Here is a 13,743-nt window from a genome sequence, read left to right as displayed (position 1 = left end):
GCTCGATAGTTTTGTTATCGGCAGTTTTTGCCGATCATTAATTTTTTGAGCGTGTTTTCCGATGATTGATCAACCTGCGGCCTGCCGCATCCATGTCCAGGCCCTCGACGCGGCTTTCGAGCCACAAGCCGAGCAATGGGCCGAGCGCCTGGGCTTGCCAATGCAAGTGGCGAACGGCGAGTTTGCCTTGCAGGTGGGTGACCAGGGCTTGCAGCTGCAACAGCTGGGGCCGGATGCGCCGGGGCCGGTGCGGGTGGACTTCGTCGAAGGCGGTGCGGCCCATCGCCGGTTGTACGGCGGTGGCAGCGGGCAGATGATCGCCAAGGCTGTTGGCGTCGCCCAAGGCGTACGCCCGCGGGTGCTGGATGCCACGGCGGGGCTGGGCAAGGACGCGTTCGTGCTGGCCAGCCTCGGTTGCGAGATGAGCCTGATCGAGCGTCAGCCGCTGATTGGTGCCTTGCTGGAAGATGGCCTGGCCCGAGGCGCGGAAGATTTCGACGTGGCGCCGATCGTGGCGCGCATGCGCTTGCTCAAGGGCAATTCGATCGAGGTCATGCGCAACTGGGAAGGCGAGCCGCCGCAGGTGATCTACCTTGACCCGATGTTCCCGCACCGCGAGAAAACCGCGCTGGTGAAGAAAGAGATGCGCCTGTTCCGGCCGCTGGTGGGCGATGACCCGGATGCGCCGGCACTGCTCGAAGCCGCCTTGGCCCTGGCCAGCCACCGGGTGGTGGTCAAGCGTCCGCGCAAGGCGCCGTGCATCGAAGGGCCGAAGCCGAGTCATGCGCTGGATGGCAAGTCCAGTCGGTATGACATTTATCCGAAGAAGGCGCTCAAGCCTTAAGACCGGGTCGCCTGCTTCGCGAGCAAGCCCGCTCCCACATTTGACCGCGTACTGTCTGACGGAACCGGGTCACCTGTGGGAGCGGGCTTGCTCGCGAATACGCCCGCCCAATCGCCACAAACTCATCTGCCTCACTCCGGCCGATAAGCCCGCATAAACAACCCCACCACTTCCCGCACATGGCTCTCCGCCGCCTCGCCCACCGGCGGCTCGCCGCAGCCATACAGCAAGCGAAAGTTCCCCGCGCCCTTGAGCAGGCAGAAGAAGTGTTCGGCCGCGTTGTGCGGCTTGTCGATGCGCAGCACACCACTTTCATCGATCTTGCTCAGCAAGCGCTCCATGCCATGCAGCATGCGCTCCGGCCCGGCTTCGAAGAATATCTGCGACAGCTTAGGGTCCTGGCTGCCCAAGGTCATCATCAAGCGGTGCAGGTTCACCGATTCATCACTGTTGATCAGCTGATGAAAACCGCGTGCAATGTTCAGCAGCACGGTTTCCACGGCCACACCTTCCGGCAACTCGAAGAACAGTGGTGGCAACTGCTCCTCGCACTTGGCCATCACCGCAGAGGAGAACAGCGTCTCCTTGTCGTTGAAGTGGCTGTAGACCGTCAGCTTCGACACACCGGCCTCGGCCGCGACGGCATCCATGCTGGTATTGGCATAACCCTTACTCAGAAACAGCGCTTTGGCCGCATCGAGAATCGCCTGACGCTTGACCAGGTCCTTGGGTCTGCCTGGGCCATTGGGTGCTGAAAGATTGTTTGGCATATTCGTTTTTATTACTGGACTGGTGAGTTTGCTATTAATAACATACTGCTCAGTATAATTATTCAAAGCACCATTAGCGAAAGGTCCTTCACCATGTTCCGCTATGCCTTGCCCCTCGCGTTGCCAGTCACCCTGGCTTTTTTATTGTCTGCGTGTGGTCACGAAGAGGCACCGCAGGTCAGTGTGCGCCCGGCCATGGTGGTCCAGCCAGAGCCTTCGGCGCAGGCCATGGAAAGCTATCCCGGTGAAGTTCGCGCGCGGTATGAGCCGGATCTGGCGTTCCGTATCGGCGGCAAAGTCAGCCGACGACTGGTCGAGGAGGGGCAGCGGGTCAAGGCCGATCAACCCTTGGCGGAGCTCGACCCCCAGGACGTGCGCCTGCAACTGGAGGCCACCCGGGCCCAGGTCGCAGCCGCTGAAGCCAATCTGAACTTGGTGCGTTCCGAGCGTGATCGCTACAAGATCCTGATGGAGCGTCAACTGGTCAGTCGTTCGCAATACGACAACGCCGAAAATCTCTACCGCTCCGGTGAGGCGCGCCTCAAGCAAATCAAAGCCGAATTCAACGTTTCCAATAACCAGGCCAGCTACGCCGTGTTGCGTGCGCCGCAGGACGGCGTCGTGGCCAAGCGTCTGGTGGAAGTCGGGCAAGTCGTGGCCGCCGGGCAAACGGTGTTCACACTGGCAACCGATGGCGAGCGTGAAGTCTTGATCAGCCTGCCGGAGCAGAACTTCGGCCGCTTCAAGGTCGGTGAGCCGGTGTCGGTGGAACTCTGGACCCAGCCCGACCAGCGTCTCGCCGGGCGCATCCGGGAATTGTCGCCAGCAGCGGATCCCAAGTCGCGCACCTTCGCGGCGCGTATCGCTTTCAACGCCGGCAACGTTCCTGCCGAGCTGGGCCAGAGCGCCCGAGTGTTCGTGCAGGCCGCCGACGTGGTCCCTCTATCCGTTCCGCTGTCTGCGCTGACTGCAGAAAACGGCGTGACCTATGTCTGGGTCGTCAGCGCCAACAACACCTTGAAGAGAACTCCGGTGCGAATCGGTGCCTTTGGCGAAAAAACCGTACCGGTACTTGAAGGGCTTAACGCCAGCGACTGGGTGGTGGCCGCCGGTGTCCATGTGCTTCTCGAAGGGCAGCAGGTGCGCCCGGTGGATCGCTCCAATCGCGTGGTCAATCTGGCGGACAAGGAGTAAGCCCCGATGCGCTTCAACGTTTCCGAATGGGCGCTGCGTAATCGCCAGATCGTCCTGTTCCTGATGCTGTTGCTGGCCATCGTCGGCGCACTTTCCTACACCAAGCTCGGTCAGAGCGAGGACCCGCCGTTCACCTTCAAGGCCATGGTGATTCGCACCAACTGGCCGGGAGCGACCGCCGAGGAAGTCTCGCGCCAAGTCACCGAACGCATCGAAAAGAAACTGATGGAAACCGGCGAGTACGAGCGCATCGTGTCGTTCTCTCGCCCTGGCGAATCCCAGGTGACCTTCATCGCCCGCGACTCCATGCACTCGGTAGAGATCCCGGAGCTCTGGTATCAGGTGCGCAAGAAGATCAGCGACATCCGTCATACCTTACCGCCGGGGATTCAGGGGCCGTTCTTCAACGATGAATTCGGCACCACTTTCGGCAATATCTACGCCCTGACCGGCAAGGGTTTCGATTACGCCGTGCTCAAGGATTACGCCGACCGCATCCAGATCCAGCTGCAACGGGTCAAGGATGTGGGCAAGGTCGAGCTGCTGGGGTTGCAGGACGAGAAAATCTGGATCGAACTCTCCAACGTCAAGCTCGCCACCCTCGGCTTGCCGCTGGCGGCCGTCCAGCAAGCCCTTGAAGAACAGAACGCAGTGTCCACGGCGGGTTTCTTCGAAACCAGCAGTGAACGATTGCAGCTACGGGTGACGGGGAATTTCCAGACGGTCGACGAGATCAAGAGTTTCCCGATCCGCGTCGGTGATCGCACCTTCCGCATCTCCGACGTGGCCGACGTGCGCCGTGGTTTCAACGATCCACCGGCGCCGCGCATGCGCTTCATGGCGCAGGACGCCATCGGCCTGGCGGTGGCAATGAAGGACGGCGGTGACATTCTGGTACTGGGCAAGGCGCTGGAAATCGAGTTCGCCCGCATCCAGAAAAACCTCCCGGCCGGCATGGAGCTGCGCAAAGTTTCCGACCAACCGGCGGCGGTGAAAACCGGTGTTGGCGAGTTCGTGCAAGTGTTGGTCGAGGCGCTGGCCATTGTGTTGCTGGTGAGCTTCTTCTCCCTCGGCGTGCGCACCGGCATGGTGGTGGCCCTGGCGATTCCGCTGGTGCTGGCGATGACGTTCGCCTGCATGTATTACCTCGGCATCGGCCTGCACAAGATCTCCCTCGGCGCGCTGGTACTGGCCCTGGGTTTGCTGGTGGATGACGCAATCATCGCCGTGGAAATGATGGCGATCAAAATGGAGCAGGGCTTCGACCGGGTCAAAGCGGCGAGTTATGCCTGGACCAGTACCGCGTTCCCGATGCTCACCGGTACGCTGATCACCGCGGCCGGCTTCCTGCCGATTGCCACGGCGCAATCGGGCACGGGTGAATACACCCGTTCGATCTTCGAGGTGGTCACCATCGCGCTGTTGGCGTCGTGGGTGGCCGCGGTGGTCTTCGTGCCGTACCTCGGGGAAAAGCTCCTGCCGGACCTGGCGAAGATTCATGCAGCCAAACACGGTGCCGGCCAACCCGATCCGTATGGCACGCCGTTCTATCAGCGCGTCCGGCGTCTGGTGGAGTGGTGCGTGCGCTGGCGCAAAACCGTGATCCTGGCGACCGTGCTGTTGTTCATTGCCTCCATCGTGCTGTTCCGTTTTGTGCCGCAGCAGTTCTTCCCGGCATCGGGTCGCCTGGAATTGATGGTCGACCTGAAACTGGCCGAAGGCGCTTCGCTGAGCAACACCGCCGACGAGGTCAAGCGCCTCGAAGCGCTGCTCAAAGACAAGGCCGGAATCGACAATTACGTGGCCTACGTCGGCACCGGTTCACCGCGTTTCTACCTGCCGCTCGATCAGCAACTGCCGGCGGCGAGCTTCGCCCAATTTGTCGTCCTGGCGAAAACCATCGAAGAACGGGAAACCCTGCGCATCTGGTTGATCTCAACCCTCAACGAGCAATTCCCGGCTCTGCGCTCTCGGGTCACGCGTTTGGAAAACGGCCCGCCAGTTGGCTATCCGGTGCAGTTCCGCGTGACAGGGGAGAACATCGAGGAAGTGCGGGCGCTGGCGCGTAAAGTCGCGGCCAAGGTTCGCGAGAACCCGCATGTGGTCAACGTCCACCTGGATTGGGAAGAGCCGAGCAAGGTGGTGTACCTGAACATCGATCAGGACCGTGCGCGGGCGCTGGGTGTGAGCACGGCGAACCTGTCGAGGTTCCTGCAAAGCTCCCTGACCGGTTCCAGTGTCAGCCAGTACCGTGAAGACAACGAGTTGATCGAGATCCTGTTGCGCGGCACCTTGCATGAGCGCACCGAGCTGTCATTGCTGCCGAGCCTGGCGGTACCGACCGATAACGGTCGCAGTGTCGCGCTGTCGCAGATCGCGACCCTGGAGTACGGCTTCGAGGAGGGCATCATCTGGCACCGCAACCGCCTGCCCAACGTGACGGTTCGCGCCGACATCTACGGCAAGGAACAACCGGCGACGCTGGTGCAGCAAATCATGCCGACCCTCGATCCGATTCGCGCCGAACTGCCCGACGGCTACTTGCTGGATGTCGGCGGCACGGTGGAAGACTCGGCGCGCGGACAGAACTCGGTGAAGGCCGGCGTGCCCTTGTTCATTGTGGTGGTGTTGACCTTGCTGATGCTGCAGCTGCGAAGTTTTTCGCGCACGGCGATGGTGTTCCTGACGGCGCCGCTGGGGTTGATCGGGGTGACGCTGTTTCTGTTGGTGTTCCGTCAGCCGTTCGGTTTTGTGGCCATGCTGGGGACCATCGCCTTGTCCGGGATGATCATGCGTAACTCGGTGATTCTGGTGGATCAGATCGAGCAGGATATTGCGGCGGGGCTCAAGCCCTGGCAGGCGATCATCGAGGCGACGGTGCGGCGGTTCCGGCCGATTGTGCTGACGGCGCTGGCGGCGGTGTTGGCGATGATTCCGTTGTCGCGCAGTGTGTTTTTCGGGCCGATGGCGGTGGCGATCATGGGGGGGTTGATTGTGGCTACGGCGTTGACGCTGCTGTTTTTGCCGGCGTTGTATGCGGCTTGGTTCCGGGTCAAGAAGGAGACCGTTTGACCGAGTGCATATCCATTTCTTCGGTAACGGCGGCTGGCGGTTTCGCCCTTACGGCGACTCACTTTTTTACAAGCGCCTAAAAAAGTAAGCAAAAAACGCTCGCCCCTTACGTACGGCCCCTCGCCTGGGCTCGGGGTTCCTTCGCTCCGGCATTCATCCGGGGGCATCGCCTCCGGTCGGCTTCGCTCGACCTCCTCTCGATGTGTTCGGCTGCGCCGAACAGCGCTGCGCGCCTACCCCCCGGATGAACGCCTCCACTCAGCCTCCCGAGGGGGCGGGTGGATCAAGATCAAAAGCTGCAGGCGAGCTAACGCTCGGCCTGATGAGTGGTGAAAAGCAGTGGGTGTACGCCGATCTGCTTTTGCTCTTCTGTGGGAGCGGGCTTGCTCGCGAAGGCGGCCTGTCAGCCGACCCATTTCTACCGAATGTACTCGGTCAAATTGTGGGAGCTGCGGTGCGGCGATCCGACTTGCCTGCGATGGCGGCCTGCCAGCCAACCAATCCCTCACAGATGTACTCGACTCAATTGTGGGAGCGAGCTTGCTCGCGATGGCTGCCCAACAGTCAACAATGTTTTTCGCCCAAGCCAACCATTCAGACCATTCCCACAAGACTTTCAGCTTGCCCGTCGGAAGCACGATCTCTAGCCTTTACCCGTCGCTGCCAATTCAGCAACCGGGACTGCAAGCCCGCGAATAGTCGTTAGGCGCCTACTTTGGGAGCTTCGCAATGATCAATGACAGTCCTGATTACTCTGCCTCCGAATCCGAAAAGCAAACGAGAACTTCATACCGCCCCTGCCCAATTTTCACCATCCGCCCAGGCGTCAATTCCGAAACCCTCCTTGTCCATGCCTATGAAACCCTTGCTTCAGCGAATGTGATGGCAACTGAATTGTCGTCCATCTTGAGCGGGCCAACCTGCAATCTGGCACTCGGCATTCAGCAGATGATTGTTCTGGCGCAGCTATCAGTGAATCGCGTCCTCGATCAGCTGGATCCGCAGCAATAGCAAAAGGAAAAAGCCCGCTGAACCTGTACCAACCAGCGGGCCTTCATTGTTCCTGCATTGATCTCGGACCCGTCTGATATTGAGGCTAAAAAGCTCAGGTGTTGTACTCAGAGCCCGGTTTCACGCATGTTTGAGACAGCGCCATGAAAAATCCACCCACATTGAGGGGGCGGTCCGATCCGGTGTTTGATCGGCTGTTGCGATCGCCCCACAAGGAGCGCCTTTCACAATACCTCGCCTTGCTCAAGCCCCTGGACGATCAGGGGCGTTACCTGCCGTTCGATTCATTGCGCTACCGCTGGGCGCCAGGGCTGGATTCGAACCTGTGCTGGGCCTTGGTCAAGAAAGCGCGGACTGCACAGTACTCGAGCCTTTTGCCATTGGGTAAACCGGCGTGCTGGCTGAAATTCATGCTGACGCCGCAGGCGCAAAAAGCCATTTCCGTAGTGGATCGTCAGGCGACAACCGCAGTGCTGGAATACATGACCGGCCAGATTGGCGAGCGTGCTCATTTTAGCTATTTGCTCAATGATCTGATCGAAGACGAGGCCATCAGCAGCAGCCAGCTCGAAGGTGCGGCCACCACGACGCGGGTGGCCAAGGACATGCTTAAGCGCCATCGCTCGCCGCGCACGCCGGATGAGCGAATGGTCATCGGTAACTTCAAGATGATGAACTTCGCCTGGGAGCAGCGTTACGAGCCACTGAGCGTTGAGCTGATTGCAGCCATGCATCGAGTTGGCGTCGAGGGGATCGACGATTCGCAGTACTCGCCTGGAGCGTTCAGGATCAACGATGACGTCGTCGTCCAGGATGGCGAGGGCAACACCGTGCATTTGCCACCGCCTGCAACAGGGCTCGTGTCACGTTTGCAGGTGCTGACGAAGTGGATCAACCAACCCCACAACAACCCTCATCAAGCGGACTACCTTCATCCATTGATCAAAGCCATCGCGCTGCATTTTGTCCTGGGTTACGAGCATCCTTTTCGCGACGGCAACGGTCGGGTAGTGCGCGCGTTGTTTTACTGGTTCATGTTCAAAAATGACTACTCGGCGTTTCGCTACATCGCAATCAGTGTTTTGTTGCGCAATGCGCCGTTGAAGTACGGGCGGTCGTATTTGAATACCGAGGCGGATGACCTGGATCTGACGTATTTCATCGATTTCCAGTGTTCGGTGGTGTTGCGGGCTGTAGCCAGTTTTACCGGGACGTATCGGAAAAGTCTGGACGATGCGCAGCAATTTGATTGCTGGTTGCGTGAAAGTGGTTTTCTCGACCAGCTCACCGAGAAACAGCGGGCGTTGTTTCAAGTGGCCAGGAGCGGAATGGCCAAGGAGTTCACGGCGGTCAATGTGAAGGAGAATCTGGGTTGTTCTTACAACACAGCGTCAGCCACGCTAAATGGGCTGGTCGCGTTGAAGCTGTTCGAGAAACGCAAGATGGGACGGGAGTGGGTGTTCTTTCTAAGACCCGTATCAGCGGCCTGAACCTTTGTGGGAGCAAGCCTGCTCCCACAGGTTTTGTGTCGCGGCTCAGAGCGTACCAAACACCTTCTTCGCCAAACTGGTCGCCGCAGCCGCCGGGTTCTGACGGATGGTTTCTTCCTGTTTGCCGATCATTTCGAACAAGCCATTCAACGCCTGCTCGGTGACGTAGTTTTCGACGTTGGCATTTTTCGCATCCACTACGCCCATTGTCGCGGCTTGCCCGGCGAACGAGTTGTACTGCTGGGCCAGGCCAACCTTGTCGGTGGCTTGCTTGACGATGGGCAGGAACTTGGCGCGGATCTGTTCGCGGCTGGTCTTGCTCAGGTATTGGGTGGCCGAGTCGTTGCCGCCGCTGAGGATGCCCTTGGCATCTTCCACGGTCATTTTCTTCACGGCATCGACGAGGATGGGCTGGGCCTGGGTCACGGCGGTTTCCGCCGCCTTGTTCATGCTGGCTTCCAGTTCATCGACCTGGTCACCCATGCCGAACTGTTTCATCTTGCTCGCGACCTTGCCCAGCTTGCCCGGCAGCTCGATTTTCACGTCGGGGTTGTTGCTGAAGCCACCCGGGGTGCCGAGTTGTTTCACGGCCAGTTGCGCGCCTTGGGTCAGTGCGTCCTTGAGCCCGCCGGTGGCGTCTTTCTGCGACAGGTCGGTGAGGGACAGCGCCAGGGCGTTGGCACAGATCATCAAGCCTGCGCACAGGCCTGCGAAGCGAAGGGTAGGACGGAACATGGCAACTTCCTTTTTCGAAAAAGACACTTAGTAGCGGGCTGGGTCGACGCGGACCTTGAGCGGTTGTGGATCGGTGCCGTCCAGGCGCACGGCATGATTCTCGGTGGTGATGAACATCAGTTTGCCGTCGACTTCAATGCGCGCGCTCACCGAGTAACGGTGGTTGGGCTCTACCTTCAGCGGGTCGTAGCTGAGATGAAAGGCCAGGGGCACCTGGCCTTTGACCTGGCCGCGCTGTTCGTCGATGACCTTCGCCGGGGCATCGGCGAGTGAGATGTCCTGCAGGCTGACGCTCAGGATTGCTGTCGGCGGCAGGGCTATGCGTTGCAGGTAGAAGACTTCTCCGTCGAGGCTGGCCTTGGAGCCGGGGGGCGTCGCCTGGCAGGCGCTCAAGAGTGTGGCTACAGCCAGCAGAGTCAGTTTTTTCATCAAAAATCTCCGTGTCGAACGCGCCAGAAGTAGACTGGCGCGATGTGCAATTTAACGGAATTCCATACCTGAGTCTTTTGAGATTCAGCCGACTGCGGTTTATACGATAAAGAAGGGTACTGGAAAGATAACTTCCTGATGTGTTTCGTTGTTACTCAGGTCAACAGAGAAGATATGGTTAGTATTGATCATCAGTATTGCGTCAGGATCATTTTTGCTGTTCCAGAACCCTCCGTCCTCTGGCTGATTTGGTCCAGGCCTCCAGACTCGCATCACTACACGATAAGCTCTTTCAGCGTCGCCGGCTTCTTGGTTGATATGGAAAACACTACCCAAGTCACTGTCGTCAATGCGCTCAAGGATAACGGTGGAAATCAGTTTTTCTTCCGAATTGCTAAGGATTTCATACGTGTATTCTTCCACTGCGAAATCCCGCATGGATGTGTAAGGAATATATTTAAGATTGTATTGAATATCGATTGTTTTGGTCATCGTAACTTCCTTGTTTGATGAGATAAGTGTGGTCGAGATTAACAGTGTTTGCTTTGTTGCGTAGTGTTCAAGTTGTATTTTGATGTTTTTTAGGGGGGGGCGTTTGCGCTGTGTTAGATACTCATTAGCAGTAAGGAAGAACATCCATGTTCTTTCCATTATAGGTCAGATAAGTATCAAGCCAGTTCCGCCGCATCTTCACTGCGATGCAACGCCACCTGCCGAATCGACAAACGAATCTCCGCCGGCAACACCCGTTTGGCCGCGCCTTCGGCCAGTTCACCGAGCAGTTCGTGATAGCTCAGCTTGCCCGCTTCATCGCGCTTGAGCACGTCAAGGTCGAGCATCGTCTGGATGAAGTGGCGGAACAGGCTCTTGTCGAAGAATTCCGGGGCGTTCAGGCCATGCAGGATCGACAGGCGCTGGGCCATGACCGTGCACAGGTCTTCCAGCTCTTCGGCGCTGATGCTGTTCTGGCCGCTGTTGAGCAGCAGGGACACGGTCATGTAGAAGCGCTGCAAGGTCTGGGCGATGCTTTTCGACAGCAAGGTCAGCAGCACGAAATGCCGCGAGCTTGGCGCCGGACGCAGGTACACGTCGTTCTCGAAGCGCAGCAGGCCTTGCTCGACGAAGGCTTCCAGCCATTGATCGATCACCGCATCCAGTTCGTCCAGCGACCAGCGAATGAACAGCTCCGCTTGCAGGTAGGGATACAACGCGCGGGTGTAGCGCAGGATCTGTTCGCGGCTCATGCGCGAGGCGCTCTGGAAGAAGCTCGCCAGCAACGCCGGCAGTGCGAAGATGTGCAGCACGTTGTTGCGGTAGTAAGTCATCAGGACCGCATTCTGCTCGTCCAGATACAGGATCTTGCCCAACGCATCGCTCTGCTCCGAGAGCAGGTCCATGTCCTTCACGTGCTCGATCAACGCCCGGCCATCGCCTTCCGGCAAGGTGGTGTGCGGCGAATAGGGGACCTTGCGCAGCAGTGCCAGGTACAGATCCAGCACCCGCGCCATGGCCCGGTCATCCAGCGCCAGTCGGGTGGTCGACAGCAGCGCCAGTGCCACCAGGTTGACCGGGTTGATCGCCGCCGCTTCGTTCAGATGCCGGGCGACTTTTTCGCCGAGGCGGTTGGTGGTTTCGTTGAGCCAGGCGGGTCTGAACTGCGGGCCGAGTTCCTGTTGGCGCCAGTCCGGCTGTTCGCCGTCGAGGAATTCCGCCAGCTTGATTGGCTCGCCGAAGTTCACCGCCACCTGGCCGAAGCGCTGTTTGAGCGCGCCGATGACTTTGAAAATATCGAAGATCGACTCTTTCTTCTTGGCCGCGCCGCGCAGTTCGCCGAGGTAGGTCCGGCCTTCCAGCACGCGCTCGTAGCCGATGTATACCGGCACGAACACGATCGGCATGCGCGACGAACGCAGGAAGCTGCGCAGGGTGATTGCCAGCATCCCGGTCTTCGGTTGCAGCATGCGCCCGGTGCGCGAGCGGCCACCCTCGACGAAATACTCCACCGGGAAGCCCTTGGTGAACAGGGTGTGCAGGTATTCGTTGAACACCGAGGTGTAGAGCGGATTGCCCTTGAACGTGCGGCGCATGAAGAACGCGCCGCCGCGCCGCAGCAGGCCGCCGATCACCGGCATGTTGAGGTTGATGCCCGCGGCAACGTGCGGCGGGGTCAGGCCGTTGCGGAACAGCAGATAGGACAGCAGCAGGTAGTCGATGTGGCTGCGGTGGCATGGCACGTAGATCACTTCGTGACCCTGGGCGACCTTCTGCACGCCTTCGATGTGGTTGACCTTGATCCCGTCGTAAATCTTGTTCCAGAACCAGCTCAGCACCACTTCCATAAAACGGATCGCAGTGTAGGTGTAGTCCGAGGCGATTTCGTTGCCGTAGCGCAGCGCTTGAGCTTTGGCTTTCTCCGGCGAGATGTTCTCGCGCTCGGCTTCGTCGAGGATCGCTTGTTTGACCTGTGGCTGGTTGAGCAGGCCTTTGACCAGGTTGCGGCGGTGGGAAATGTCCGGGCCGATCACTGCAGCCTTCAGGTTGCGAAAGTGCACCCGCAGGATGCGCTGGGCCATGCGCACGGTGCGCTCGTGGCCCTTGTTGTGTTCGATCAGTTCGCGCAGGTGAATCGGCGCGGAGAACTGCACGCGGGTCTTGCGCCCCAAGACGATGATGCTCAGCAAGCGACGCAGGCGCCCGGTAACGGCCCAGCTGTCGGCGAACAGGAGTTTCCATGGGCTGTTTTCGCTGTCCGGCGACTGGCCCCAGAACACGCTGACCGGAATGATCTGCGCATCTTCGGCGGCGTTCTGGCTCAGGGCGCTGACCAGGCGGGTCAGTGTCGGCGGGGCGCCGCGCTTGTCCTGGCGGCCGAGCCAGTCTGGATCCGGCGTCAGGTAGAAGAACGCGGCAGGTTCCAGCAGGTTACCCACCGACACCGGCAGCACCGGGCGTGGCAGGCCGGCCTTGCTGCACTCGGTGTCGACCACAGCGAGGTCGGTCAGCGAAGGGTTTTGCAGGACGTAGAACACCGGACGACTGCGGTCGAGGTTAAGGGTGAACGACGACTGGTTGATCGTCTCGGAGCGAACCCAGAGGTACAACAGTCGGCGCAGGGTGCCAAACACAAGACGGCGGAACGGGGAGCGGGTCATACGGCTTCTGCGTGAGTGAATAAAACCGAGCGTTTGCTCGGGAGGCCGATAGTGTGCAGGATTCGCTGAAAATCGGCAAAAAAGCACCTAAGTAAACTTGAGTTGAGAGTTTCGCTGCCTGTCATATACTCGGCCGTCTGCTGTCGGTGCCCTTGTAGGGACGTCGCACGCAGACAGACGTTCCCGAGGCTTTCCTGCGAAAAGCCCGATCAATAATAAAAAGGGAGTATGAACAAATGGCAACACGCGAAACCGGCAACGTGAAGTGGTTCAACGACGCCAAGGGCTACGGCTTCATTCAGCGCGAGGACGGGGTGGACGTGTTCGTGCACTACCGCGCGATTCGCGGTGAAGGCCACCGATCACTGACCGAAGGCCAGCAGGTTGAATATGCGGTGGTAGAAGGGCAGAAGGGGTTGCAGGCTGAGGATGTGGTGGGGTTGTAATTCCACACTTCAGCTCACACAAAAACCACTGTAGGAGCGAGCTTGCTCGCGAAGAACTCAAGGACGCCGCGCTTTTGCTGAATTGACGCGTTATCGTTGACGACCATCGCGAGCAAGCTCGCTCCTACAGGGGCGGTGTTCAGGCTTTTATGCAGTTTTCCAGGTGATCTCTTCTTCACCGTCGGCGCTGATGCGAATCCAGCGATCGGCAGTCTCTTCACCCTCTTCCTCGACCCAGGTGCCCGGCGCGCAACGCACTTCCACGTTCAGCGCGGCAAACGCGGCGCGGGCGCAGGCGATGTCGTCGTCCCACGGGGTCTGATCGCTTTCCAGGTACAGGCTGTTCCACTTGCCGACCGCTTTTGGCAGCCAGGTCACTGGCACGTTGCCGGCCTTGCACTTATAGGTCTGGCCCTTCTGGACCCAATCCGTGCACGGGCCCAATGCCGCGCCGAGCCAGGCGGAAATGGGCTTGTGGTCGACGTCGGCGTCTTTCAGGTAAATCTCGATATCGGGTTGGCGCATGGATGTCCTCACTGCGGGTCTGAAAAATCCATTCGCGGATTTAGCCGGTCTCGGGCCGTTGCCCGAGACCAAAAA

The 13,743-nt window shown here is 59.4% G+C and carries 12 protein-coding genes; 6 read left to right on the top strand and 6 right to left on the bottom strand.

Translation table 11 applies throughout. The annotated features are described in order from the left end of the window. The first annotated feature begins 61 nt into the window (after nucleotides 1-61). The gene (locus AC1DVE_RS08355; RefSeq protein WP_263287202.1) at nucleotides 62-844 is read left to right on the top strand and encodes a class I SAM-dependent methyltransferase; all 783 of its coding nucleotides are present in this window, start codon (nucleotides 62-64) and stop codon (nucleotides 842-844) included. A gap of 131 nt (nucleotides 845-975) precedes the next feature. Here AC1DVE_RS08355 and AC1DVE_RS08350 read toward each other — a convergent pair whose 3' ends face one another. Continuing rightward, entirely contained in the window at nucleotides 976-1,614 is a 639-nt protein-coding gene (locus AC1DVE_RS08350) for a TetR/AcrR family transcriptional regulator (protein ID WP_223458792.1), read from the bottom strand. Nucleotides 1,615-1,707: 93 nt separating this feature from the next. Between AC1DVE_RS08350 and AC1DVE_RS08345 the strand changes: the two genes are divergently transcribed. The 4 genes from AC1DVE_RS08345 to AC1DVE_RS08330 all read left to right on the top strand — a co-directional run bounded on the left by AC1DVE_RS08345 (nucleotide 1,708) and on the right by AC1DVE_RS08330 (nucleotide 8,381). Continuing rightward, nucleotides 1,708-2,808, top strand: a complete 1,101-nt coding sequence (locus AC1DVE_RS08345) for an efflux RND transporter periplasmic adaptor subunit (protein ID WP_223458794.1) — start codon at nucleotides 1,708-1,710, stop codon at nucleotides 2,806-2,808. Nucleotides 2,809-2,814: 6 nt separating this feature from the next. Continuing rightward, nucleotides 2,815-5,880, top strand: coding sequence for an efflux RND transporter permease subunit (locus AC1DVE_RS08340; protein ID WP_223458796.1), 3,066 nt, complete (start codon nucleotides 2,815-2,817; stop codon nucleotides 5,878-5,880). 729 nt (nucleotides 5,881-6,609) lie between these two features. Beyond that, complete coding sequence (locus tag AC1DVE_RS08335) at nucleotides 6,610-6,891, top strand: DUF6124 family protein (RefSeq protein WP_223458798.1); 282 nt, start codon at nucleotides 6,610-6,612, stop codon at nucleotides 6,889-6,891. A 143-nt stretch (nucleotides 6,892-7,034) separates the two neighbouring features. Further along, a complete protein-coding gene (locus AC1DVE_RS08330; protein WP_223532501.1) occupies nucleotides 7,035-8,381 on the top strand; it encodes a Fic family protein in 1,347 nt (448 codons plus the stop codon). Between the two features lie 45 nt (nucleotides 8,382-8,426). Here AC1DVE_RS08330 and AC1DVE_RS08325 read toward each other — a convergent pair whose 3' ends face one another. The 4 genes from AC1DVE_RS08325 to plsB all read right to left on the bottom strand — a co-directional run bounded on the left by AC1DVE_RS08325 (nucleotide 8,427) and on the right by plsB (nucleotide 12,697). After that, nucleotides 8,427-9,116: a DUF4197 domain-containing protein gene (locus AC1DVE_RS08325; protein ID WP_223458802.1), complete on the bottom strand. Its 690-nt coding sequence runs from the start codon at nucleotides 9,114-9,116 to the stop codon at nucleotides 8,427-8,429. Between the two features lie 27 nt (nucleotides 9,117-9,143). Continuing rightward, nucleotides 9,144-9,545 carry a YbaY family lipoprotein gene (locus AC1DVE_RS08320; protein WP_223458804.1) on the bottom strand — a complete coding sequence of 134 codons (402 nt, stop codon included), beginning with the start codon at nucleotides 9,543-9,545 and terminating at the stop codon, nucleotides 9,144-9,146. A gap of 99 nt (nucleotides 9,546-9,644) precedes the next feature. Next, a complete protein-coding gene (locus tag AC1DVE_RS08315; protein WP_223458806.1) occupies nucleotides 9,645-10,037 on the bottom strand; it encodes a hypothetical protein in 393 nt (130 codons plus the stop codon). A 176-nt stretch (nucleotides 10,038-10,213) separates the two neighbouring features. Then, nucleotides 10,214-12,697, bottom strand: a complete 2,484-nt coding sequence (plsB, locus tag AC1DVE_RS08310; RefSeq protein ID WP_223532505.1) for a glycerol-3-phosphate 1-O-acyltransferase PlsB — start codon at nucleotides 12,695-12,697, stop codon at nucleotides 10,214-10,216. Between the two features lie 236 nt (nucleotides 12,698-12,933). On the opposite strand from plsB, the gene AC1DVE_RS08305 reads away from it, so the two are divergent. Beyond that, nucleotides 12,934-13,143, top strand: a complete 210-nt coding sequence (locus tag AC1DVE_RS08305) for a cold shock domain-containing protein (RefSeq protein ID WP_007954750.1) — start codon at nucleotides 12,934-12,936, stop codon at nucleotides 13,141-13,143. A gap of 147 nt (nucleotides 13,144-13,290) precedes the next feature. Here AC1DVE_RS08305 and AC1DVE_RS08300 read toward each other — a convergent pair whose 3' ends face one another. Next, nucleotides 13,291-13,668 (bottom strand): hypothetical protein, encoded by a 378-nt coding sequence (locus AC1DVE_RS08300; protein WP_477783874.1) that lies wholly within the window; start codon nucleotides 13,666-13,668, stop codon nucleotides 13,291-13,293. Between the last annotated feature and the right edge of the window lie 75 nt (nucleotides 13,669-13,743).

The sequence above is a fragment of the Pseudomonas sp. P4_B4 genome, from assembly GCF_056402255.1.
The sequence above is the reverse complement of the archived record's forward strand: the minus strand, read 5'-3'. Positions and strand labels throughout refer to the sequence as shown.